Origin of the sequence: Kosakonia sp. CFBP8986, assembly GCF_034044935.1 — a bacterium.
Classification (GTDB): Bacteria; Pseudomonadota; Gammaproteobacteria; order Enterobacterales; family Enterobacteriaceae; genus Kosakonia; species Kosakonia cowanii.
Genome location: NZ_JAXCXB010000008.1, coordinates 21,766 through 42,343, shown reverse-complemented (window position 1 = coordinate 42,343; position 20,578 = coordinate 21,766). Strand labels below are relative to the sequence as shown.

Sequence of the window (20,578 nt, the reverse complement as noted above, 5' to 3'; positions counted from 1 at the left end):
CATGAGCAGTAACTTCAGACATCATCTGTTGAGTCTGTCGTTACTGGTTGGCATAGCGGCCCCCTGGGCCGCTAATGCTCAGGCGCCAATCAGTAGTGTCGGCTCAGGCTCGGTCGAAGACCGCGTCACTCAACTTGAGCGTATTTCCAATGCTCACAGCCAGCTTTTAACCCAACTTCAGCAGCAGCTCTCTGATAATCAGGCCGATATTGATTCCCTGCGCGGGCAGATCCAGGAAAGCCAGTATCAGCTCAATCAGGTCGTTGAACGCCAGCAGCAAATTCTGCAGCAGATCGGCAATCTGAGCAGCGGTGCAGCAGCAGGGCAGACGCAGCAGGCTTCCGGCGATCAGAGCGGTGCGGCAGCGCAGGCTCCGGCAGCGGATGCGGGCGCAAATAACGGTGCGGCGGCTTCAGGCGCACCGGTACAAAGCGGCGATGCCAATACCGATTACAACGCGGCTATCGCCCTGGTGCAGGATAAATCCCGCCAGGATGATGCGCTGGCTGCGTTTCAGAACTTCGTTAAAAAGTACCCGGATTCAACCTATGTACCGAACGCTAATTACTGGCTCGGTCAGTTGAATTACAACAAGGGTAAGAAAGACGATGCGGCGTACTACTTCGCATCGGTAGTGAAGAACTTCCCGAAGTCGCCGAAAGCGCCAGACGCGATGTTTAAAGTCGGCGTGATTATGCAAGACAAGGGCGATACTGCGAAAGCCAAAGCGGTTTACCAGCAGGTGGTCAGCAAATACCCTGGTACCGATGGTGCGAAACAGGCGCAAAAACGCCTTGCTTCGATGTAATGCATAGCGCATGACCAGAAAACGCGGTTTTTCTGGTCTTGTCGCATGAATCATAAGCAGTTAAACAGTGCGCGTCGAAATTGTTGTTGCGCTGAGTTCTTAAATCAGTAATATATGCCGCCGTTGCCACGGGATATCTCTTAACCCGGAAGCATCACAAAAGTGGGTCGTTAGCTCAGTTGGTAGAGCAGTTGACTTTTAATCAATTGGTCGCAGGTTCGAATCCTGCACGACCCACCACTATTAAGTCTGGTGAAGCGTTTTAACGTGAAGGATAACGTTGCGACAGCAACGGCCCGTAGGGCGAGGCGAAAGCCGAGTCATCCTGCACGACCCACCACTTAGCAGTATCCAGCGCAGTATCGGGTGATTAGCTCAGCTGGGAGAGCACCTCCCTTACAAGGAGGGGGTCGGCGGTTCGATCCCGTCATCACCCACCACCGGGTCGTTAGCTCAGTTGGTAGAGCAGTTGACTTTTAATCAATTGGTCGCAGGTTCGAATCCTGCACGACCCACCAATTTTGATAATTGGTGAAGGTGTCAAACGTGAAGGATAGCGTTGCGTCAGCAACCGCCCGCCGGTGAAAGCCGACTCATCCTAAACAATTGCCACGCATTACGTGGTTCCAAAGATTTATCTTCGAAGTCGCTACCCTATATGGGTCGTTAGCTCAGTTGGTAGAGCAGTTGACTTTTAATCAATTGGTCGCAGGTTCGAATCCTGCACGACCCACCAATTTTGATAATTGGTGAAGGTGTCAGACGTGAAGGATAACGTTGCATCAGCAACGGCCCGTAAGGGCGAGGCAAAAGCCGAGTCATCCTGCACGACCCACCACTTCGAAGAATCCCTGCAAAGGGTCGTTAGCTCAGTTGGTAGAGCAGTTGACTTTTAATCAATTGGTCGCAGGTTCGAATCCTGCACGACCCACCAATGTAAAAAAGCGCCCTAAAGGCGCTTTTTTGCTATCTGCGATTTGAAAAATCCGTGCGCGCTTCTTGCCGGATGGCGGCTACGCCTTATCCGGCCTACAACACCTCTCCGCACCCGGTTTTGGTAGGCCTGCTAAGCGCCGCGCCAGCAGGCAATCTGTTTTGGACCTGAACGCACTGCCGGATGGCGGCTACGCCTTATCCGGCCTACAACACCTCTCTGCACCCGGTTTTCGTAGGCCTGCTAAGCGCAGCGCCAGCAGGCAATCTGTTTTGGACCTGAACGCACTGCCGGATGGCGGCTACACCTTATCCGGCCTACAACACCTCTCCGCGCCTGGCTTTCGTAGGCCTGCTAAGCGCAGCGACAGCAGGCAATTATCCACACTATCCATTTCCCACTGCGAATAAATTCACCGCGACAATATCTCAGCGATCGGGTATCTTGTTTAGTATATAAAACATCGGCTACTTAATAATCTATATCTGGCCGCTGTTGGGGTTATCATGTTAAGCACGCAAAACGAGTGAGCATCATGAGCGTAATGTTTGATCCTGAAGCCGCAATCTATCCCTTTCCTGCCAAACCCGCGCCGCTGAACCCTGCGGAAAAAGCCTTTTATCGCGATAAAATCAAACGCTTGCTTAAAGAGCGTAATGCGGTAATGGTCGCCCACTACTATACCGACCCGGAAATCCAGCAGCTGGCGGAAGAGACCGGCGGCTGCATCTCCGACTCGCTGGAGATGGCGCGCTTTGGGGCGCGACATTCCGCCTCAATGCTACTGGTAGCCGGCGTGCGTTTTATGGGGGAAACGGCGAAAATCCTCAGCCCGGAAAAAACGATCCTGATGCCGACGCTTGAGGCCGAATGCTCGCTCGATCTCGGTTGCCCCATTGAGCCATTCAACGCCTTCTGCGATGCGCACCCGGATCGCACCGTGGTGGTTTATGCCAACACCTCGGCGGCGGTAAAAGCCCGCGCCGACTGGGTGGTCACCTCGAGCATTGCGGTCGAGTTGATTGAGCACCTCGATAGCCTCGGCGAAAAAATTATCTGGGCACCGGATCGCCATCTCGGCAATTACGTCCAGAAACAAACGGGCGCGGACGTACTTTGCTGGCAGGGGGCGTGCATCGTCCATGATGAGTTCAAAACCCAGGCGCTGCGGCGCATGAAGGCGCTCTATCCGGACGCCGCAATACTGGTGCATCCTGAATCGCCACAAGCGGTGGTAGAGTTAGCCGATGCGGTCGGTTCGACCAGCCAGTTGATCCAGGCCGCAAAAACGCTGCCTCACTCGCAACTGATTGTCGCCACCGACCGTGGGATCTTCTATAAAATGCAGCAGGCCGTGCCGCATAAAGCGCTGATCGAGGCGCCAACGGCTGGCGAAGGGGCGACGTGCCGCAGCTGCGCCCACTGCCCGTGGATGGCGATGAACGGTCTGAAAGCCATTGCCGACGGGCTGGAGCAGGGCGGAACGGCGCATGAGATAGAAGTGGAGGCCAGCCTGCGCGAACGCGCGCTGCTGCCGCTTAACCGCATGCTCGATTTTGCGGCTACACTTCGACCTTAATATTTTCATAGACATCAATGCGTAACACTACGCTCTGGGGAAAGAATGGACTTTTTTAGTACGCAAAACATCCTCGTGCACATTCCGATCGGTGCCGGGGGATATGACCTTTCATGGATTGAAGCCGCAGGCACGCTGGCGGGTTTACTCTGTATCTGGCTCGCCAGCCTTGAGAAAATCAGCAACTACGCTTTTGGTCTGATTAACGTCACGCTCTTCGCCATCATCTTCTTTCAGATCCAGCTCTATGCCAGCCTGCTGCTGCAACTCTTCTTCTTCGCCGCCAATATCTATGGCTGGTATGCCTGGTCGCGCCAGACCTCGCAAAATGAGGCCGAGCTGCAAATCCGCTGGTTGCCGCGTAGCAAAGCCCTCGGCTGGCTTGCCGCCTGTGTGGTGGCGATTGGTCTGATGACGCTGTTTATCAACCCGGTCTTTGCGTTCCTGACGCGTATCGCCGTCAATATCATGCAGGCAGTCGGGCTGAACGTGGCGATGCCAACGCTGCAGCCTGATGCTTTCCCGTTCTGGGACTCCTGCATGATGGTGCTCTCTATCGTGGCGATGATCCTGATGACGCGCAAATATGTCGAAAACTGGCTGCTGTGGGTAATTATCAACGTGATTAGCGTGGTGATTTTTGCGCGCCAGGGCGTGTGGGCGATGTCGCTGGAGTATATGATCCTCACCTTTATCGCCCTGAACGGCAGCCGGATGTGGATTAACAGCGCGCGTGAGCGTGGCTCTCGCGCGCTTTCACATTAATGATGATGTCCGTGGTGGGGATCGGCCGTAACGTCGCCCAGACGGCAGTCTGAGCCGCTACAGGGCTGGTACTCCATCTGCACCGTCGCATGAGCAATCTCATAATGGTGCGCCAGGAAGTGGTGGATCTCGCCGAGCAACTTATCGTGATCGCGCGGCGGGATCACCTGCACATGCAGCGTCATCAGCGGTTTTTCACCCACCTGCCAGACGTGCACATGGTGCACATCGCGAATTTCTGGAATGGCGCGGCGCAAGTGGCGCTGCAACGCACCGATATCCAGCGAAGCGGGCACCCCCTCCAGCAGTTCATTGACGCTCTCCTTCATCAAGCGCCACGCGCTCTTCAGCACCAGCGCAGAAACCAGCACCGACAGAATCGGGTCGATGGGCGTCCAGTTGGTCACCATGATCACCACTGCCGCGACAATCGCGCCAACGGAGCCAAGCAGATCGCCCAGCACATGCAGCGCAGCAGCGCGCACGTTAAGGTTTTTCTCTTCGCTACCGCGATGCAGCAGCCAGAAGGAGAGCAGGTTGGCTACAAGGCCAGCGATAGCAATCGCCATCATCGTCATCCCGGCAATCGGCTGGGGGTGGCTAAAGCGCAGGATCGCTTCCCAGACAATCCAGATTGTTATCAGCACCAGCGCAAGGGCGTTGATAAAGGCGGCAAGCGTCGTCAGACGTAGCCAGCCGAAGGTGCGTTTGGCGCTCGGCGGCTGGCGGGCAAACCACACCGCCAGCAGAGCAAAGAGCAGGGCGGCGGCATCCGTGAGCATATGTCCGGCGTCGGCCAGCAGCGCCAGCGAGCCGGAAATAATCCCGCCCACCACCTCAATAACCATAAAAACAGCGGTGACCATAAAGGCCAGTAGCAGACGGCGGGCATTGGCATCCGATGAGCCATGCGAGTGATCGTGCGCCATGATGGGATCTATCCTTTTGACCGTTGAGAAAACGCCTACATCATTGCAGATTTTGAGTTTTAAGGAATAAAAAAAGGAGAGCCTCAGCTCTCCTTCTTCACTTCAGCATCACGCCTTACTGGGTGGTGCCATCAGTTTTGGTGTTCACTTTGCTGTTATCACCGCTACCAGTTTCAACTTTTTTATTCACGTCCGGGCAACGACCATCTTTACACATGGTGTTTTTGTGCACTTCCTCTTTGCTCATATGACCAGATTTGTGGTGCTTCTGCGTAGAGGTGGAGTTGGTATTAGTGTTGCTGGTATTGATATTGCTGTTATCAACATTGCCTGGCGCAATGTTTTCTTTCGCGTCAGGTGCAACCTGGCCAGCCTTCGCTGCTGCGTTAGCATCACCGTTGCTGGAGCTAGAAGAGGATGCGTCAGCTGCATACGCCGCGCCGCCTGCCAGAGTCAGTGTGGTGGTCAGTAAAAGCGTCGCTAATTTATTCATTTTCATCATGATGCTCCTGTGCTGGTCGTCTAATGCCGCGCGGGACGTCGGCAGAATATGCGCGAACCCATCGCACGCTCAGTGGTGAAAGATGCCATACGTGCCATAAGTAGCAGCATGGAATAACGAAAAAATGTAAAACAAAGGTATTTACAGTTAAAAAGTGTAGTCGGGATGTGGCGACTTGCTACTTTTCCCACCACATTACGTGGATTCCAGGAATTATCCGGGCGAAGTGTAAAATCGCGTTTACACTACGGCGCGAGCGAGATAGATTGGTCAGATTGCTTTTCTTCTAAAAAACATGTTCACACTGGAAAGATCATGACTTATCAGAACGACGATTTACGCATCAAAGAGATCAATGAGTTACTCCCTCCTGTCGCGCTGCTTGAAAAATTCCCCGCTACCGAAACCGCTGCCAGAACGGTCTCCCAGGCGCGCCGGGCAATTCATCAAATCCTGCGCGGCAACGACGATCGCCTGTTAGTGGTCATCGGCCCCTGTTCCATTCACGATCCCGTGGCGGCAAAAGAGTATGCTTCGCGCCTGCTGGCACTGCGTGACGAACTGAAGGGCGAACTGGAAATCGTGATGCGCGTCTATTTTGAAAAACCGCGCACCACCGTTGGCTGGAAGGGGTTGATTAACGATCCGCATATGGATAACAGCTTCCGCATCAATGACGGCCTGCGTATTGCGCGCAAACTGCTGCTGGAGATTAACGACAGCGGGCTGCCGGCGGCAGGTGAGTTCCTCGATATGATCACCCCGCAATATATGGCGGATTTGATGAGCTGGGGCGCGATTGGCGCGCGCACGACCGAATCTCAGGTACACCGTGAGCTTGCCTCCGGCCTCTCTTGCCCGGTTGGTTTTAAAAACGGCACCGATGGCACCATTAAAGTGGCGATTGACGCTATCAATGCCGCAGGCGCACCGCACTGCTTCCTCTCCGTGACCAAATGGGGTCACTCGGCCATCGTCAACACGGCGGGCAACGGCGATTGCCACATTATTCTGCGCGGCGGCAAAGAGCCGAACTACAGCGCGAAGCATGTCGCCGAAGTGAAAGCAGGGCTGGAAAAAGCGGGCTTACCGGCGCAGGTGATGATTGATTTCAGCCATGCGAACTCCAGTAAGCAGTTTAAAAAGCAGATGGACGTGAGCGTCGATGTTTGCCAGCAGATCGCCGGCGGTGACAAGGCGATCATGGGCGTGATGATTGAGAGCCACCTGGTGGAAGGCAACCAGAGTCTTGAGAGCGGCGATGCGCTGGTTTACGGCAAAAGCGTGACCGATGCCTGTATCGGCTGGGAAGATACCGACGCGGTGCTGCGCCAGTTAGCGCAAGCCGTTAAATCACGCCGCGGTTAACGGGCCCTCTATTTTGTATGCCGGATGGCGGCTACGCCTTATCCGGCCTACGGTAACGAAGCCGCTGAAACCGCGTAGGCCGGATAAGCGTTTACGCGCCATCCGGAATTTTACGCAGCAAAAAGCCCGGCAGCGCGAAGCATACCGGGCCTGAGAATCAAAAGCCGGGCATCAACGTGTCCGGCTTTTTTATTACTTCGCTTTACCCTGGTTTGCTACTGCAGCAGCTTTCGCGGCGATCTCATCCGCGTTACCCAGATAGTAGTGCTTAATCGGTTTGAAGTTTTCGTCGAACTCATACACCAGCGGTACGCCGGTCGGAATGTTCAGTTCGAGGATCGCTTCTTCGCTCATGTTGTCGAGGTATTTCACCAGCGCACGCAGGGAGTTACCGTGTGCGGCAATGATCACGCGCTCACCGCTTTTCAGACGCGGCAGAATGGTTTCATTCCAGTAAGGAATAACGCGATCGATGGTCAGCGCCAGGCTTTCGGTCAGCGGCAGCTCTTGCTCAGTCAGTTTCGCGTAGCGCGGATCGTGGCCCGGGAAACGCTCATCATCTTTGGTCAGTGCCGGCGGGGTAACGGCGAAGCCGCGACGCCACTGTTTAACCTGATCGTCGCCATATTTCTCAGCGGTTTCTGCTTTGTTCAGACCCTGCAGCGCACCGTAGTGACGTTCGTTCAGTTTCCAGCTCTTCTCAACCGGCAACCATGCCTGATCCAGTTCGTCCAGAACGTTCCACAGCGTGTGGATGGCACGTTTCAGCACAGAGGTATAAGCAAAATCAAACGCGTAGCCTTCAGCTTTCAGCAGTTTGCCTGCCGCTTTCGCTTCGCCAACGCCTTTCTCTGACAGATCAACATCGTACCAACCGGTGAAGCGGTTTTCGTTGTTCCACTGGCTTTCGCCATGACGAACCAGAACCAGCTTAGTAACAGCCATACACTTACTCCTGTGAGCCTGATTTAATGATAACGATTCTCATTGTATTGCCGAAGCGTACTGCCCGGCAACGATTACCCTTAACCATAGCGAAAATAGGCGCAGAGTGTAAGCTGCTTGTGAATCGAGGGTTATTGTTTTGAGGATAAGTGGCGCATATTTCAGCAAAAAGGGCAAAAAAAAGCCCTCCCGCAGGAGGGCTCATGCTCAGAGCGGAATAAAGTGATACTCCGTCCGGCTGACATATTCGTCGCCAGGTTGCAGCGTACAACCCGGCTGCGGGAAGTCCGGGCGGTTCGGGCTGTCGGGTAAAAACTCGCTCTCCAGCGCCAGGCCCTGCCATGCGCTGTAGGTTTTCCCGCCGCGCGCAGGCGTCCCTTCCAGGTAGTTACCGGAATAGAACTGCAGCGCAGGCGCGCTGGTGTAGACCGACATCTGCAACTGCTTATCCGTCGACCACAGGTGCGCCGCAGGCCTGTTCACATCCCCCTGCGCCTGCAGTAAAAAGGCGTGATCGTACCCCTTCACCACGCGCTGATCCTCATCGCTGAGGAACTCTTCCGCCACGGTTTTTGGCGTACGGAAATCAAAACTGGTCAACGCCACCTTTTTCAGATCGCCGGTCGGAATGCCCATCTCATCCACCGGCAGATAGGCATCGGCCAGCAGTTGCAGCGTATGATTGCGGACATCGCCCTGCGCGCCATCAAGGTTGAAATAGGCGTGATTGGTCAGGTTGACCGGGCAGGGCTTGTCGGTGGTCGCACGGTACTCAATGGTAATGCGGTTATCATCACCAAGACGGAAGTGCGCCGTGGCGTTGACCGTACCCGGATAGCCCTGATCGCCATCCGGCGAGGTGAGGGAGAAGAGCACTTCGCTGTCGTTCTGGCGCTCAATGCGCCAGCGGCGTTTATCAAACCCTTCCGGGCCGCCATGCAGCTGGTTTTCGCCCTGGCTTGGGGTCAGGGACCAGGTCTCGCCATCAAGAGTAAAGCGGCTCTTCGCAATGCGGTTCGCATACCGGCCAATAGACGCACCGAGATAGGCGGTCTGCTCCCAGTAGTGCTCCGGCGTCGCGCAGCCGAGCAGGGCTTCGCGCACGCTGCCATCTTTCATCGGTACGCGCGCAGAGAGCAGCGTCGCGCCCCAGTCCATTAAGCTCACCACCATCCCCGCGCCGTTGCGCAGGGTGATCAGTCGTACCGGCAGCCCATCGGGTGCTACCGCAGGCGTTTCATTTAGCACTGTCCTGCCCCCTGAGAAGGTTTACACACGTAGAAGGTCTCTTTGATGCCGGTTTTCGCTTCGTACTGGCTCTCAACCGCCTGTTTCACTTCCGGCACCAGCGCTTCCGGCACCAGCGCAACGACGCAGCCGCCAAAGCCGCCGCCGGTCATGCGCACGCCGCCTTTATCACCGATGGTCGCTTTGACGATCTCCACCAGCGTATCGATTTGCGGCACGGTGATTTCGAAATCGTCGCGCATAGAGGCGTGGGACTCCGCCATCAGCTCGCCCATGCGTTGCAGGTCGCCTTTCTCCAGCGCAGCGGCCGCTTCCACGGTGCGGGCGTTTTCGGTCAGCACATGGCGCACACGTTTCGCGACCAGCGGATCCAGCTCATTCGCCACAGTGTTGAACTGATCGAGGCTGACATCACGCAGCGCTTTTTGCTGGAAGAAGCGCGCGCCGGTTTCGCACTGCTGGCGGCGGGTGTTGTATTCGCTGCCCACCAGCGTACGTTTGAAGTTGCTGTTAATGATGACAATCGCCACGCCTTCCGGCATGGAAACCGCTTTGGTGCCGAGCGAGCGGCAGTCGATCAGTAGCGCGCTGCCTTTCTTGCCAAGCGCAGAGATCAGCTGATCCATAATGCCGCAGTTACAGCCGACAAACTGGTTCTCCGCTTCCTGGCCGTTGAGCGCTATCTGCGCCCCATCCAGCTGCAGATGGTAAAGCTGCTGGAAGACGGTACCGACCGCCACTTCCAGCGAGGCCGACGAGCTTAAGCCCGCGCCCTGCGGCACATTGCCGCTGATCACCAGATCCGCACCGCCAAAGCTGGCATCGCGCTGTTGCAGATGTTTCACCACGCCGCGCACATAGTTGGACCACTGCTGGCTGTCGTGCGCCACAATCGGCGCATCCAGCGAAAACTCATCGCGCTGGTTGTCGTAATCGGCCGCTACCACGCGCACGGTGCGGTCGTCGCGTGCTTTGCAACTGATCACCGTCTGGTAATCAATGGCGCAGGGCAGCACAAAACCGTCGTTGTAATCGGTATGTTCGCCAATCAGGTTGACGCGGCCCGGGGCCTGGATGGTGTGGGTGGCAGGGTAGCCGAATGTCTCAGCAAACAGAGCGTCTGTTGTCTCTTTCAGGCTCATTGTTATTCTCCGGATTCGCGAAAATGGATATCACTGACCGCGCGCAGGCGTTCGGCCGCTTGTTCTGCCGTGAGATCGCGCTGGGTTTCGCCGAGCATCTCGTAGCCGACCATAAATTTACGCACCGTGGCGGAGCGCAGCAGCGGCGGGTAGAAGTGCGCATGCAGCTGCCAGTGGGCGTTATCCTCGCCATTAAACGGCGCGCCGTGCCAGCCCATTGAGTAGGGGAATGAGCACTGGAACAGGTTGTCGTAGCGGCTGGTCAGTTTTTTCAGTGCCAGCGCGAGATCGCTGCGCTGCGCGTCGGTTAACTCGGTAATGCGCTGAATGGCGGCTTTTGGCAGCAGCAGCGTTTCAAACGGCCAGGCGGCCCAGTAGGGAACCACCGCCAGCCAGTGCTCGGTTTCAACCACCGTGCGGCTGCCATCTTTCAGCTCGCGCTGCACATAATCGATCAGCATCGACGAGTGGTGTTCGGCAAAGTAGGCTTTTTGCAGGCGATCTTCGCGCTCGGCTTCATTCGGCAGGAAGCTGTTGGCCCAAACTTGCCCGTGCGGATGCGGGTTGGAGCAGCCCATCGCCGCGCCTTTGTTCTCAAACACCTGGATCCACGGGTAGATTTTACCCAGCTCAGCGGTCTGCTGCTGCCAGGTTTTTACCACCTCTTCCAGTGCCGCCACGCTCAGCTCCGGCAGCGTTTTGCTGTGATCCGGCGAGAAGCAGATAACCCGGCTGGTGCCGCGCGCGCTCTGGCTGCGCATCAGCGGGTCGTTACTCTCTGGTGCATCCGGCGTGTCGGTCATCAGCGCCGCAAAGTCATTGGTAAAGACATAGGTGCTGGTGTAGTCGGGGTTTTTATCCCCGGTGACACGGGTATTGCCCGGACAGAGGAAACAGTCCGGATCGTGCGCAGGCAGCGTCTGTTTAGACGGCGTCTCCTGCGCCCCTTGCCAGGGGCGTTTCGCACGGTGCGGAGAGACCAGAATCCACTGATCCGTCAGCGGATTGTAGCGGCGATGCGGGTGATCGACCGGGTTAAATTGCGACATTACCACTCCTGTTAATCGGGATAGCCCTGCGGATGGCGTGACTGCCAGCGCCAGGTATCTTCTGCCATTTCATCAAGGGTGCGTGTTACGCGCCAGTTCAGCTCTTTGTCGGCTTTGGTGGCGTCCGCCCAGTAGGCCGGGAGATCGCCGTCGCGGCGCGGCGCGAAGTGCCAGGCAATCGGTTTGCCGCAGGCTTTGCTGAAGGCGTTAATCACATCAAGCACGCTGCTGCCGACGCCGGCGCCGAGGTTATAAATATGGACGCCCGGTTTGCCTGCCAGCTGCTGCATGGCGGCAACGTGACCGTCAGCCAGATCCATCACGTGGATATAGTCGCGCACGCCGGTGCCATCTTCTGTCGGGTAGTCATTGCCGAACACCGCCAGCGATTCGCGGCGGCCCACCGCCACTTGCGCGATATAGGGCATCAGGTTGTTCGGAATCCCCTGCGGATCTTCACCCATCTCACCTGACGGATGCGCGCCTACCGGGTTGAAGTAGCGCAGCAGCGCAATGCTCCACTCCGGCTGCGCTTTTTGCAGGTCGGTTAGGATCTGCTCAACCATCAGTTTGCTTTTGCCATACGGGCTTTGCGGGGTGCCGGTCGGGAAGCTTTCGGCATAAGGAATTTTCGGCTGGTCGCCATAGACGGTTGCCGAGGAGCTAAAGATAAAGTTCTTCACGTTGGCGGCGCGCATGGCGTTAATCAGGCGCAGCGTGCCGTTGACGTTGTTGTCGTAATACTCCAGCGGTTTAGCAACGGATTCGCCGACGGCTTTCAGCCCGGCGAAGTGGATCACTGCTTCGATAGCGTGATCGTGCAGGATCTCGGCCAGCAGCGCTTCATCGCGAATATCGCCCTCAACGAAGAGCGCCCGTTTACCGCCAAAGCGCTCAATCTGGTTAAGCACGCTGCGCTTACTGTTGCAGAGGTTGTCGAGGATGATAACGTCATGACCGTTTTGCAGCAGTTGCACGCAGGTGTGGCTTCCTATGTAACCGCTACCACCAGTAACCAGAACTCGCATATTTGACTCCGTCAAGCATTTGATATGAATTAACCTTAGCATAACAGAGCGGTAAAAAGTGTGACATGGGATAAAATAGTGGAATCGTTTACACTGATTTTTCAACCGCCCGCAATGCCGCATCAACGCCGGGACAGCCGCGTATTTACCGGGCTGCGCCGACGAGTGTGATTAGTCTGAAAATGACGTCACTGCGCTGCAGCGACGCAGGGAAGGTCAGCGAAAGCTGGCCAGCGCCCCGTGGAGGTTATAGGTCATCAGGGAGAGCCAGGCAATCAGCCCAAAGTACAAAAGGGTATATTCCAGACGTTTGCCAGGGTTAAGTGCGGTTAAATTGGGCGTTTCTTTGCGCCGGGTCCAGATTTGCGAAGCCGCCAGCAGGCAGACAATCAGCAACAGCGGGCTGGGGTGCAGGTAAAAGAAACCGAGCAGCAGCGGAATGCCGAGATACCAAATCTTGCGCGAAATGGCGACGGTAATGCGCCCGCCATCAAGGGGGGGAACCGGGATCAGGTTAAAGAGGTTGAGGAAAAAGCCAGCGTAAGCCACCGCCATCAACATCGAACTGTCGAAGTACTCCGCCAGATAGTAGCAGCCCAGCGCGGCAAGCGAGCCGAGCAGGGGGCCGGCGATACCGACCCACGCCTCCGTTTCCGCATCCGGAAACTCCTCTTTTAGCGCCACCCAGGCACCGACGAAAGGGATAAACATCGGCAGACCCACCGGCAAGTTACGCTGACGCGCCGCAAGATAGTGGCCCAGTTCATGACAAAAGAGCAGCACCACGAAGCCGGTGGCGTAGGGCCAGCCGAAGGCCAGCGCATAGGTCGCCACCGACAGCAGCATTGTCCCCCCGGAAAGCAGCAGCTTGCCGAGGGTTGCGCCTTTAAACAGCAGAAACAGCAGCTTCATGCTTATTCGACAATCTTAGATTTGTCGTCTTTTTTACGGAACAGCAGCTTCTTGATGCCCATACCTGCACCCGCCAGCGCAATCAGCGCCAGTTTCCAGAACTTCAGCAGCGTCACGCCGATAATTGCCAGCAGACCAAGTTTTTTCGCCGCCAGGCCGCCAATCAGCGCCGCCAGGCCATACTCGGCGATCTTGTCAGTCGAGGCGTTGAAGTCGCTGTACTTTTTACCGTCGTTAAAGGTCACGGCGTTAAGCAGGTTTTTCGCCAGCGGCTTCTCTTGCTCCACGGTGCCGCGATCGGTCACCAGGTTCAGCGAGAGATACCCTTCACGGCCGAGCAGGTAGGTGTTGTAGTTCACGCCTTGCTCTTTCAGCGGTACGTTACTGCCGATATCGCGAATGGCAGCAGACCAGATCAGGCGATGCGTTGCTGCGTCATAGCTCGGCTTCTCTACCCAGCCGACCACTTCGATAGGAGGGATGCCTTTCTCGCTGCGCATCTTGTTGCCTTCTTTGGTCCCCTCCTGCAGGTTGCTCAGCAACTCGGCCGCGTCCCAGTCTTTGGCATCGTCATCTTTGATGTAACCCGCATCGTCATACTCAATGGAGACGAACCCGGAGATGGCATCATTGAACACCAGCCCGTAAAAGGCGCTCTCATCGACGTGGTTACCCAGTTCGCGCATAAATTCCGCTGCCTGCCGCGGAGGGATATAGGTAAAACCTTCCGGGAGATTAAGCACCGCCTGGTTACCCAGCGTGACTTTATGCGGGCCCGACACGCTGACGCGCTGCATGTTTTCTACGGCCTGGTTAATTTTTGCTTCGTTCGCGGAAGCAGCGTCCGGTGTTGTCTCTTCGGCAAAACTCAGCGTGCTGAAACCAAAGCAGAGCGCCGCGACCAGCGTAAGGACGCGGGGAAGGGAGAGATATTGAGTCATAAAGGTCCCGTTTATATTGACCCGTCGTCCATCGGCGGGTTTTTTTCTTGCCATAACAAAAACTGGCCGCGGATAACGGGGGGCGTCATCAGCAAGCCAGTAAACGATCATTATTTTTTTACGCGAAAACGCGCGGGCGCTATTACACCACACCGCCAGGAGGCGAAGCAGCCCCCCAATTATTGTGGTGTTAAGGCGTAGCGGTAGCCTTCGCCGTCGGCAATAAACGCCAGCTGATGGGTAATGCAGCCGGGCGCGTCGGAAGCGTGGTGGGAGACAAACAGCAACTGGGTTTCCCCTTCGCCGATCAGCACATCGATAAAGCGGCGCACCAGCTGGCGGTTGAGCGGATCCAGCCCCTGCAATGGCTCATCAAGGATCAGCAGCGTCGGGTGTTTAACCAGCGCGCGGACAATCAGCGCCAGCCGCTGCTGCCCCCAGGAGAGGCTGTGAAACGGCGCGTCGGCGGTACGGGCATCGAAGCCGAGAATATCGAGCCACTGCTGCGCCAGCTTATGCTGCTTATCGGAGACCGCCTGGTAAATCCCAATCGAGTCGAAATAGCCCGAGAGGATCACATTGCGCACCGTGGTGCTGACGCGGTAATCGAGGTGCAGGCTACTGCTGACATAGCCAATATGTTTTTTGATATCCCAGATGGTCTCACCGCTGCCGCGACGGCGGCCAAACAGGGTTAAATCGTTGCTGTAGCCCTGCGGATGATCGCCGGTAATCAGGCTTAGCAGCGTCGATTTCCCCGCGCCGTTCGGGCCGGTAATCTGCCAGTGCTCGCCCGGATTCACCTGCCAGCTGAGTTGATTAATGATTGGGCGGTCATCATAGGAGACCACGCCGTCGTTAAGCACAATTAGCGCTGCGCTGGGATCGAGCGTGGCACGGGCGGGTACCGCGTCCGGCTCCGGCAGCGCCATGCCGCTCAACTGTTCACTGTGCGCCAGCTGGGCAATCAGCGCCTGCTGAAGCAGGGCCTCTTTCTCACCGGTTTCCGTCAGGGCGCAATCCACCAGCACGCCCGCATGCTGAACAAAGGCCGGGATCTCATCGAAGCGGTTGAGCACCAGCACCAGCGTGTAGCCATCGGCATTCAGACGGGCGAGCAACTCGGCAAGCTGCTGACGGGAGTCCACATCCAGCCCATCAAAGGGTTCATCAAGAATAAGCAACTCCGGCTGCGCCATCAGCGCCTGGCAGAGCAGGGTTTTGCGGGTCTCGCCGGTGGAGAGGTATTTAAAGCGCCGCTCAAGCAGATGGGTAATGCCAAACTGCGCCGCCAGCGCCGCGCAGCGCGACGGGTCTTTAACCTCATCCTGAATAATATCGGCGGTGGTGCGCCCGGTATCCTCTTCGCCCGGTGAGAGCATATCGGTGTTATTACGCTGCCACTCTTCGCTGACCAGCTTTTGCAGCTGTTCAAAGGAGAGGCGGGTAAGGCGGGTGAAGTGGCACTGGCGCTCGCCGTTAAGCAGCGTCAGCTCACCCGCCAGCGCGCGAGCCAGCGCCGATTTGCCGCTGCCATTGGCACCGACAAAGGCCCAGCTCTCTCCGGCCTGCAGGCGGAGATCTTCAAGATGCAGCGTGCGGGTATCGCTAAGACGAAACGTACCTTGCGAAATTTGCAATGACGACATGATGTATCCCAAGTTTTGCAGCACAGAAACTCAGGGATACGTGCAATGGCCTGGCTTGTCAATGCCCTCAGCACAACGTGGCGAGAATCACCCGATCGGCATTAAAATATGCCGTCACCTGCTGCTGTTCCTGCATATCCTCCACCTGCGCATTTGGCACCGTAGCGCAGAGCGTCTGGCCATCGGGCAGGGCGATCAGCACTTCACTCTGCACCTCGCCCTGCTCAATATGGGCAATCGCGCCGGTTATCTGGTTATCCGCCTGCGCTGCCAGCTGCGCATCGCAGGTCAGGCTGACCCACGGCGCTTTTAGCAGTACCAGCACCTCTTTGCCCGCCTCCAGCCCTAAGCGTTCAGCGCTTTGCGCCGTGACCGCCGCGTTAAGGCGGGTTTGTCCATCTGCCAGCAACACCTCGACATGCTGCTGCACCTGCTGGTGTTCACGGGCGGTGATAGTGCCAAACCACTGGTTGCGGGCGCTGGTTTGCAGGGAGAAGCGCGAGATGGCCGCCAGCAGGCTGTCGAGCGGCAGGGCGTCATCATCGCTCAGCACATCAAAGGCTTTTTGCTGGATCTGCCCCAGCAGATCGTAGAGCTGAATCAGACGCTGCCCGTAGCGGGTGACTACCGCACCGCCGCCGCCTTTACCGCCGGTGGCGCGCTCAACCAGCGTCTTCTCGCTGAGCTGGTTCATCTCATTGATGGCGTCCCACGCGCTTTTGTAGCTGATCCCGGCGTTCTTCGCGCCCTGGCTGATGGAGCCGGTTTGCTCAATCTGTTTGAGCAGAGCGATGCGCCTCGGGTCGGCGAAGAGGCGTTGCTGGAGTTTAAGAGTAAGGAGAATTTCAGCCTGCATGACGCACTTCCCTCGCAAAAGGGCTATTGTGAAGGAAAAGCGCCGACGCGCCTAGTGCCGGGCAATCGCACAAAAGGCGAGTGTTTTACATAATGTTCAGGCTAGAATGCCGCATTCTCACTTTCTGGAGACGACCATGTTAGAGCTGTTGAAAAGCCTGGTTTTTGCCGTGATTATGGTGCCGGTGGTTATGGCGATTATCCTCGGTCTGATTTATGGCCTGGGTGAAGTGTTCAACGTCTTTTCCGCCGTTGGACATCGCGAAAAGCGCCGCAATACCACCACCCCGTCGCGCTAATCCCTTCCCAAACGCCCACTTTGTGGGCGTTTCGCTCTCTGCCATTCAAGATCTTTTCCCTTTCTGCCGATATAGTTAGGTAGGTTTTAATTATTGATGGGTATTTCCGGCCCGCTGCCATTCTCTGATACTATCGTTATGTTTTTTTTTATATAACGAAAATGAGAGGAGTAAAAAATGGCACACACAGGGCGACGTCTGCTGGTTGGCGCAGCATTAACACTTGTCGTAGCAGGGCAGGCCGTGGCGCAAGAGGGTAAAATTACCGTCTTTGCCGCCGCCTCGCTGACCAATGCGATGCAGGATATTGCCGCCGCGTATAAAAAAGAGAAGCAGGTTGAGGTGGTCTCCTCATTCGCCTCTTCTTCCACGCTTGCCCGCCAGATTGAAGCGGGCGCGCCGGCGGATCTCTTTATCTCGGCCGACCAGAAGTGGATGGATTACGCGGTTGAGAGAAAAGCGGTGGATAGCGCGAGCCGTGAAACTCTGCTCGGCAATAGCCTGGTGGTCGTTGCGCCGAAGAGCAGCGCGCAGGGCGAGATTAAGATTGATGCGAAAACCGACTGGAACAGCCTGCTGAAAGGCGGCCGTCTGGCGGTGGGCGATCCGGATCATGTTCCGGCCGGTATCTACGCCAAAGAGGCGTTGCAAAAACTGGGCGCCTGGGAAACCCTCTCGCCAAAACTGGCACCTGCGGAGGATGTTCGCGGCGCGCTGGCGCTGGTGGAGCGCAGCGAAGCGCCGTTAGGCATTGTCTACGGCTCTGACGCCGTGGCCAGCAAAGGGGTGAAAGTGGTGGGCACCTTCCCGGAAGCGTCGCATAAAAAAGTGGAATACCCGCTGGCGATTATCGATGGCCATAAAAACGCAACGGTGAGCGCGTTTTATGACTATCTGAAAGGCCCGCAGGCTTCTGAAATCTTTAAACGTTACGGATTTACAACGCACGAATGATATTGACCGATCCTGAATGGCAGGCTGTTCTGCTGAGCCTTAAAGTCTCTTCCCTGGCGGTATTACTCAGTTTGCCCTTTGGGATCTTCTTTGCCTGGCTGCTGGTGCGCCGCACTTTCCCGGGCAAAGCGCTGCTCGACAGCGTGCTGCATCTGCCGCTGGTGCTGCCGCCGGTGGTTGTCGGTTACCTGCTGCTGATCGCCATGGGCCGCCGTGGCGTCGTCGGTCAGTGGCTCTATGACTGGTTTGGCATCACTTTCGCCTTCAGCTGGCGCGGCGCGGTATTAGCCGCCGCGGTAATGTCATTCCCGTTGATGGTGCGCGCCATTCGCCTCGCGCTGGAGAGTGTCGATACCAAACTGGAACAGGCCGCCCGCACACTGGGGGCCGGTCGCTGGCGCGTCTTTTTCACCATTACCTTACCGCTCACTCTGCCGGGGATTATTGTCGGTACGGTGCTGGCCTTTGCCCGCTCTCTCGGCGAGTTTGGTGCCACCATTACCTTCGTCTCCAATATTCCGGGCGAAACCCGCACCATTCCCTCTGCCATGTACACCTTAATTCAGACGCCGGGGGGCGAGAGCGCCGCCGCGCGGCTGTGCATTATTTCCATTATTCTGGCGCTGATCTCACTGCTGATTTCAGAGTGGCTGGCGCGCGTGAGCCGCGAACGGACGGGGAGATAACCGATGCTGGAGCTTAATTTCACCCAGACGCTGGGCAGCCATCGGTTACATATCGCCGAAACGCTACCAGCCAGTGGCATCACCGCGATTTTTGGCGTCTCGGGCGCGGGGAAAACCTCACTCATTAACGCCATCGGCGGCCTGACGCAGCCGCAAGAAGGGCGCATCGTGCTTAACGACCGCGTGCTGTTCGATACCGAACGCAAAGTGTGTCTGCCGCCCGAAAAGCGCCGCGTCGGCTATGTTTTTCAGGATGCGCGCCTCTTTCCGCACTATAGCGTGCGCGGCAACCTACGCTACGGCATGGCGAAATCGATGGCCGCGCAGTTTGACAAGCTGGTAACGCTGCTCGGCATCGAGCCGCTGCTCGACCGGCTGCCCGGCGGTCTCTCCGGCGGTGAAAAGCAGCGGGTGGCAATTGGCCGCGCGTTATTGACCGCGCCAGAACTGATGCTGCTGGATGAACCGTTGGCGTCGCTGGATATTCCGCGCAAGCGCGAACTGCTGCCCTACCTGCAACGGCTGGCGCAGGAGATCAATATCCCGATGCTCTACGTCAGCCACTCGCTGGATGAGATCCTGCATCTGGCAGATAAAGTGATGGTGCTGGAAGCGGGCGAAGTGAAAGCCTTTGGCAGCCTCGAAGATGTGTGGGGCAGCAGCGTAATGAACCCGTGGCTGCCGCCGGAGCAGCAGAGCAGCGTGCTGAGAGTGCTGGTGCTGGAACACCATCCGCACTATGCGATGACCGCGCTGGCGCTGGGCGATCAGCATATCTGGGTCAATAAGATCGATCGGCCGCTGAAAAGCGCGCTGCGTATCCGCATTCAGGCCACCGATGTGTCACTGGTGCTCCAGCCGCCGATGAATACCAGCATCCGCAATATTCTGCGTGCCAAAATCGTGCAGTGTTTCGATGTCGACGGGCAGGTGGAGGTGCAGCTGGATGTCGGTGGAAGAACCCTGTGGGCGCGCATCAGCCCCTGGGCGCGGGATGAACTCAGTATCAAACCCGGCCAGTGGCTCTATGCGCAAATCAAAAGCGTGTCGATTACCGCCTGATTAGAGCAGCTCTTTATCAATAAATTGGGCGATACTATCGACGGTGTTATCGCCAATCACCACATTGGCATGGGCTTTCACCGCGTCGTCGGCGTTGCCCATCGCCACACCGGTACCTGCGGCCTGTAGCATGCTGATATCGTTATAGTTATCGCCAAAGGCCACGACATGCTGCATCGATAAGCCCTGCGCGGCGACCCATTCGGCCAGCCGTTTGCCTTTGCTGTTACCGGCGCGGGCGATATCCACCTGATCGTGCCATGACCACTCGCACTCCAGCCCTAGCGTCTGCTCAACATGGTGAGCAAAGTTCTTCAGCTTGCCGGTATCTTCATCGGTGAGGGCGAATTTCCAGATAGCCTCCACCTCTGCGGCCGCGGCGCGCAGGGAGTCCACCTGCTGAAACACCGGGCGCTGCTCGGGCGGCAGCGCTTCGGCCCACGCCGTGGTGCGCAGCACATGGCCGGTCGGCTTTTCATACAGCATGGCGTTATCGACATACATCAGGCCATGCACCTGATACTCCTCCAGTAGGGCGATCAGTTGTTGCGCCTGGTTGACCGGCAGCGGATCGGCGGCGAGCACCTTTTTTGCATGATAATCATACAAATAGGTGCCATTACAACAAATTGCAGGTGTATCCAGCGCCAGTGCCTGATAAAAAGGGTGGATAGCGACATGGTGCCGACCGGTCACGATAATGGGCAGATGCCCGGCGGCTTTTGCGCGTGCTAACGCTTCAAGGGAAGAGGGCAGAAGCGTCTTCTTCGGGGTTAAAAGCGTACCGTCTAAATCGAGTGCTATTACGCGCGAGGTCATATCGTTTCCCGTGGTTGAAGGTGAAAATTCGTGTCCGGGGATGGTACACCCCGTCGTCGCATGCGCAAAATCTGAGGGCGAAATTCAGCATCACGCCGCAAAAA

20 protein-coding genes and 5 tRNA genes are annotated in these 20,578 nt (G+C 56.9%); 13 read left to right on the top strand and 12 right to left on the bottom strand.

The window, feature by feature from the left end:
• Position 1: 1 nt before the first annotated feature.
• The 8 genes from cpoB to pnuC all read left to right on the top strand — a co-directional run bounded on the left by cpoB (position 2) and on the right by pnuC (position 4,086).
• On the top strand, positions 2-808 hold the full coding sequence (gene cpoB / locus SOM48_RS17765; protein WP_094420453.1) for a cell division protein CpoB: 807 nt from the start codon (positions 2-4) through the stop codon (positions 806-808).
• Between the two features lie 164 nt (positions 809-972).
• Positions 973-1,048: transfer RNA gene (locus tag SOM48_RS17760), tRNA-Lys, on the top strand.
• Between the two features lie 124 nt (positions 1,049-1,172).
• Positions 1,173-1,248 (top strand) — tRNA-Val (locus tag SOM48_RS17755).
• A 2-nt stretch (positions 1,249-1,250) separates the two neighbouring features.
• Positions 1,251-1,326: transfer RNA gene (locus SOM48_RS17750), tRNA-Lys, on the top strand.
• Positions 1,327-1,468: 142 nt separating this feature from the next.
• Positions 1,469-1,544: transfer RNA gene (locus SOM48_RS17745), tRNA-Lys, on the top strand.
• Positions 1,545-1,666: 122 nt separating this feature from the next.
• Positions 1,667-1,742: transfer RNA gene (locus tag SOM48_RS17740), tRNA-Lys, on the top strand.
• Between the two features lie 535 nt (positions 1,743-2,277).
• Entirely contained in the window at positions 2,278-3,321 is a 1,044-nt protein-coding gene (gene nadA, locus SOM48_RS17735; protein WP_076769565.1) for a quinolinate synthase NadA, read from the top strand.
• A 45-nt stretch (positions 3,322-3,366) separates the two neighbouring features.
• A complete protein-coding gene (gene pnuC / locus SOM48_RS17730; RefSeq protein WP_076769566.1) occupies positions 3,367-4,086 on the top strand; it encodes a nicotinamide riboside transporter PnuC in 720 nt (239 codons plus the stop codon).
• Here pnuC and zitB read toward each other — a convergent pair.
• Together zitB and SOM48_RS17720 are read right to left on the bottom strand one after the other, a co-directional pair.
• Positions 4,083-5,015, bottom strand: a complete 933-nt coding sequence (gene zitB / locus SOM48_RS17725; protein WP_289746969.1) for a CDF family zinc transporter ZitB — start codon at positions 5,013-5,015, stop codon at positions 4,083-4,085. The genes pnuC and zitB overlap by 4 nt on opposite strands.
• A gap of 115 nt (positions 5,016-5,130) precedes the next feature.
• The gene (locus SOM48_RS17720) at positions 5,131-5,514 is read right to left on the bottom strand and encodes a YbgS-like family protein (RefSeq protein ID WP_042714499.1); all 384 of its coding nucleotides are present in this window, start codon (positions 5,512-5,514) and stop codon (positions 5,131-5,133) included.
• 318 nt (positions 5,515-5,832) lie between these two features.
• Here SOM48_RS17720 and aroG point away from each other — a divergent pair, with 318 nt between their 5' ends.
• Entirely contained in the window at positions 5,833-6,885 is a 1,053-nt protein-coding gene (aroG, locus tag SOM48_RS17715; RefSeq protein ID WP_320512667.1) for a 3-deoxy-7-phosphoheptulonate synthase AroG, read from the top strand.
• A gap of 192 nt (positions 6,886-7,077) precedes the next feature.
• Here the strand turns inward: aroG and gpmA are convergent, their stop codons facing one another.
• From gpmA to modE, 9 genes are all read right to left on the bottom strand, one after another.
• Complete coding sequence (gene gpmA, locus SOM48_RS17710; RefSeq protein ID WP_023479514.1) at positions 7,078-7,830, bottom strand: 2,3-diphosphoglycerate-dependent phosphoglycerate mutase; 753 nt, start codon at positions 7,828-7,830, stop codon at positions 7,078-7,080.
• 207 nt (positions 7,831-8,037) lie between these two features.
• Entirely contained in the window at positions 8,038-9,078 is a 1,041-nt protein-coding gene (galM, locus tag SOM48_RS17705) for a galactose-1-epimerase (protein WP_320512666.1), read from the bottom strand.
• Positions 9,072-10,220 (bottom strand): galactokinase, encoded by a 1,149-nt coding sequence (galK, locus tag SOM48_RS17700; RefSeq protein ID WP_315081707.1) that lies wholly within the window; start codon positions 10,218-10,220, stop codon positions 9,072-9,074. The genes galM and galK overlap by 7 nt, the downstream gene beginning before the upstream one ends.
• Before the next feature lie 2 nt (positions 10,221-10,222).
• Complete coding sequence (gene galT / locus SOM48_RS17695; RefSeq protein ID WP_320512665.1) at positions 10,223-11,269, bottom strand: galactose-1-phosphate uridylyltransferase; 1,047 nt, start codon at positions 11,267-11,269, stop codon at positions 10,223-10,225.
• 11 nt (positions 11,270-11,280) lie between these two features.
• Positions 11,281-12,297 (bottom strand): UDP-glucose 4-epimerase GalE, encoded by a 1,017-nt coding sequence (gene galE / locus SOM48_RS17690; RefSeq protein ID WP_042712011.1) that lies wholly within the window; start codon positions 12,295-12,297, stop codon positions 11,281-11,283.
• A gap of 216 nt (positions 12,298-12,513) precedes the next feature.
• Positions 12,514-13,209, bottom strand: a complete 696-nt coding sequence (locus tag SOM48_RS17685; RefSeq protein WP_042712013.1) for a site-2 protease family protein — start codon at positions 13,207-13,209, stop codon at positions 12,514-12,516.
• Positions 13,210-13,211: 2 nt separating this feature from the next.
• Positions 13,212-14,150: a DUF2167 domain-containing protein gene (locus SOM48_RS17680; protein WP_042712015.1), complete on the bottom strand. Its 939-nt coding sequence runs from the start codon at positions 14,148-14,150 to the stop codon at positions 13,212-13,214.
• A gap of 179 nt (positions 14,151-14,329) precedes the next feature.
• Positions 14,330-15,799: a molybdate ABC transporter ATP-binding protein ModF gene (gene modF / locus SOM48_RS17675; protein ID WP_320512664.1), complete on the bottom strand. Its 1,470-nt coding sequence runs from the start codon at positions 15,797-15,799 to the stop codon at positions 14,330-14,332.
• A gap of 67 nt (positions 15,800-15,866) precedes the next feature.
• On the bottom strand, positions 15,867-16,655 hold the full coding sequence (gene modE, locus SOM48_RS17670) for a molybdenum-dependent transcriptional regulator (protein WP_320512663.1): 789 nt from the start codon (positions 16,653-16,655) through the stop codon (positions 15,867-15,869).
• A 136-nt stretch (positions 16,656-16,791) separates the two neighbouring features.
• Here modE and SOM48_RS17665 point away from each other — a divergent pair, with 136 nt between their 5' ends.
• The 4 genes from SOM48_RS17665 to modC all read left to right on the top strand — a co-directional run bounded on the left by SOM48_RS17665 (position 16,792) and on the right by modC (position 19,655).
• Entirely contained in the window at positions 16,792-16,953 is a 162-nt protein-coding gene (locus SOM48_RS17665) for an AcrZ family multidrug efflux pump-associated protein (protein ID WP_083699391.1), read from the top strand.
• A gap of 177 nt (positions 16,954-17,130) precedes the next feature.
• Complete coding sequence (modA, locus tag SOM48_RS17660) at positions 17,131-17,907, top strand: molybdate ABC transporter substrate-binding protein (protein ID WP_320512662.1); 777 nt, start codon at positions 17,131-17,133, stop codon at positions 17,905-17,907.
• Positions 17,904-18,593, top strand: coding sequence for a molybdate ABC transporter permease subunit (modB, locus tag SOM48_RS17655; protein ID WP_076769574.1), 690 nt, complete (start codon positions 17,904-17,906; stop codon positions 18,591-18,593). Before modA ends, modB begins: the two co-directional genes overlap by 4 nt.
• 3 nt (positions 18,594-18,596) lie before the next feature.
• Entirely contained in the window at positions 18,597-19,655 is a 1,059-nt protein-coding gene (gene modC / locus SOM48_RS17650; RefSeq protein WP_054803712.1) for a molybdenum ABC transporter ATP-binding protein ModC, read from the top strand.
• Here the strand turns inward: modC and SOM48_RS17645 are convergent, their stop codons facing one another.
• Positions 19,656-20,474: a pyridoxal phosphatase gene (locus SOM48_RS17645; RefSeq protein WP_313277438.1), complete on the bottom strand. Its 819-nt coding sequence runs from the start codon at positions 20,472-20,474 to the stop codon at positions 19,656-19,658.
• Positions 20,475-20,578: the final 104 nt, after the last annotated feature.

Bases quoted from the DNA above. Each gene is read 5' to 3' on its own strand.
- cpoB (WP_094420453.1), top strand. From the start codon at position 2: ATGAGCAGTAACTTCAGACATCATCTGTTGAGTCTGTCGTTACTGGTT.
- modF (WP_320512664.1), bottom strand. From the start codon at position 15,799: ATGTCGTCATTGCAAATTTCGCAAGGTACGTTTCGTCTTAGCGATACC.
- SOM48_RS17685 (WP_042712013.1), bottom strand. From the start codon at position 13,209: ATGAAGCTGCTGTTTCTGCTGTTTAAAGGCGCAACCCTCGGCAAGCTG.
- SOM48_RS17665 (WP_083699391.1), top strand. From the start codon at position 16,792: ATGTTAGAGCTGTTGAAAAGCCTGGTTTTTGCCGTGATTATGGTGCCG.
- aroG (WP_320512667.1), top strand. From the start codon at position 5,833: ATGACTTATCAGAACGACGATTTACGCATCAAAGAGATCAATGAGTTA.
- SOM48_RS17720 (WP_042714499.1), bottom strand. From the start codon at position 5,514: ATGAAAATGAATAAATTAGCGACGCTTTTACTGACCACCACACTGACT.
- modE (WP_320512663.1), bottom strand. From the start codon at position 16,655: ATGCAGGCTGAAATTCTCCTTACTCTTAAACTCCAGCAACGCCTCTTC.
- SOM48_RS17645 (WP_313277438.1), bottom strand. From the start codon at position 20,474: ATGACCTCGCGCGTAATAGCACTCGATTTAGACGGTACGCTTTTAACC.
- galT (WP_320512665.1), bottom strand. From the start codon at position 11,269: ATGTCGCAATTTAACCCGGTCGATCACCCGCATCGCCGCTACAATCCG.
- zitB (WP_289746969.1), bottom strand. From the start codon at position 5,015: ATGGCGCACGATCACTCGCATGGCTCATCGGATGCCAATGCCCGCCGT.
- gpmA (WP_023479514.1), bottom strand. From the start codon at position 7,830: ATGGCTGTTACTAAGCTGGTTCTGGTTCGTCATGGCGAAAGCCAGTGG.
- nadA (WP_076769565.1), top strand. From the start codon at position 2,278: ATGAGCGTAATGTTTGATCCTGAAGCCGCAATCTATCCCTTTCCTGCC.
- galK (WP_315081707.1), bottom strand. From the start codon at position 10,220: ATGAGCCTGAAAGAGACAACAGACGCTCTGTTTGCTGAGACATTCGGC.
- modA (WP_320512662.1), top strand. From the start codon at position 17,131: ATGGCACACACAGGGCGACGTCTGCTGGTTGGCGCAGCATTAACACTT.
- modB (WP_076769574.1), top strand. From the start codon at position 17,904: ATGATATTGACCGATCCTGAATGGCAGGCTGTTCTGCTGAGCCTTAAA.
- SOM48_RS17680 (WP_042712015.1), bottom strand. From the start codon at position 14,150: ATGACTCAATATCTCTCCCTTCCCCGCGTCCTTACGCTGGTCGCGGCG.
- galE (WP_042712011.1), bottom strand. From the start codon at position 12,297: ATGCGAGTTCTGGTTACTGGTGGTAGCGGTTACATAGGAAGCCACACC.
- modC (WP_054803712.1), top strand. From the start codon at position 18,597: ATGCTGGAGCTTAATTTCACCCAGACGCTGGGCAGCCATCGGTTACAT.
- pnuC (WP_076769566.1), top strand. From the start codon at position 3,367: ATGGACTTTTTTAGTACGCAAAACATCCTCGTGCACATTCCGATCGGT.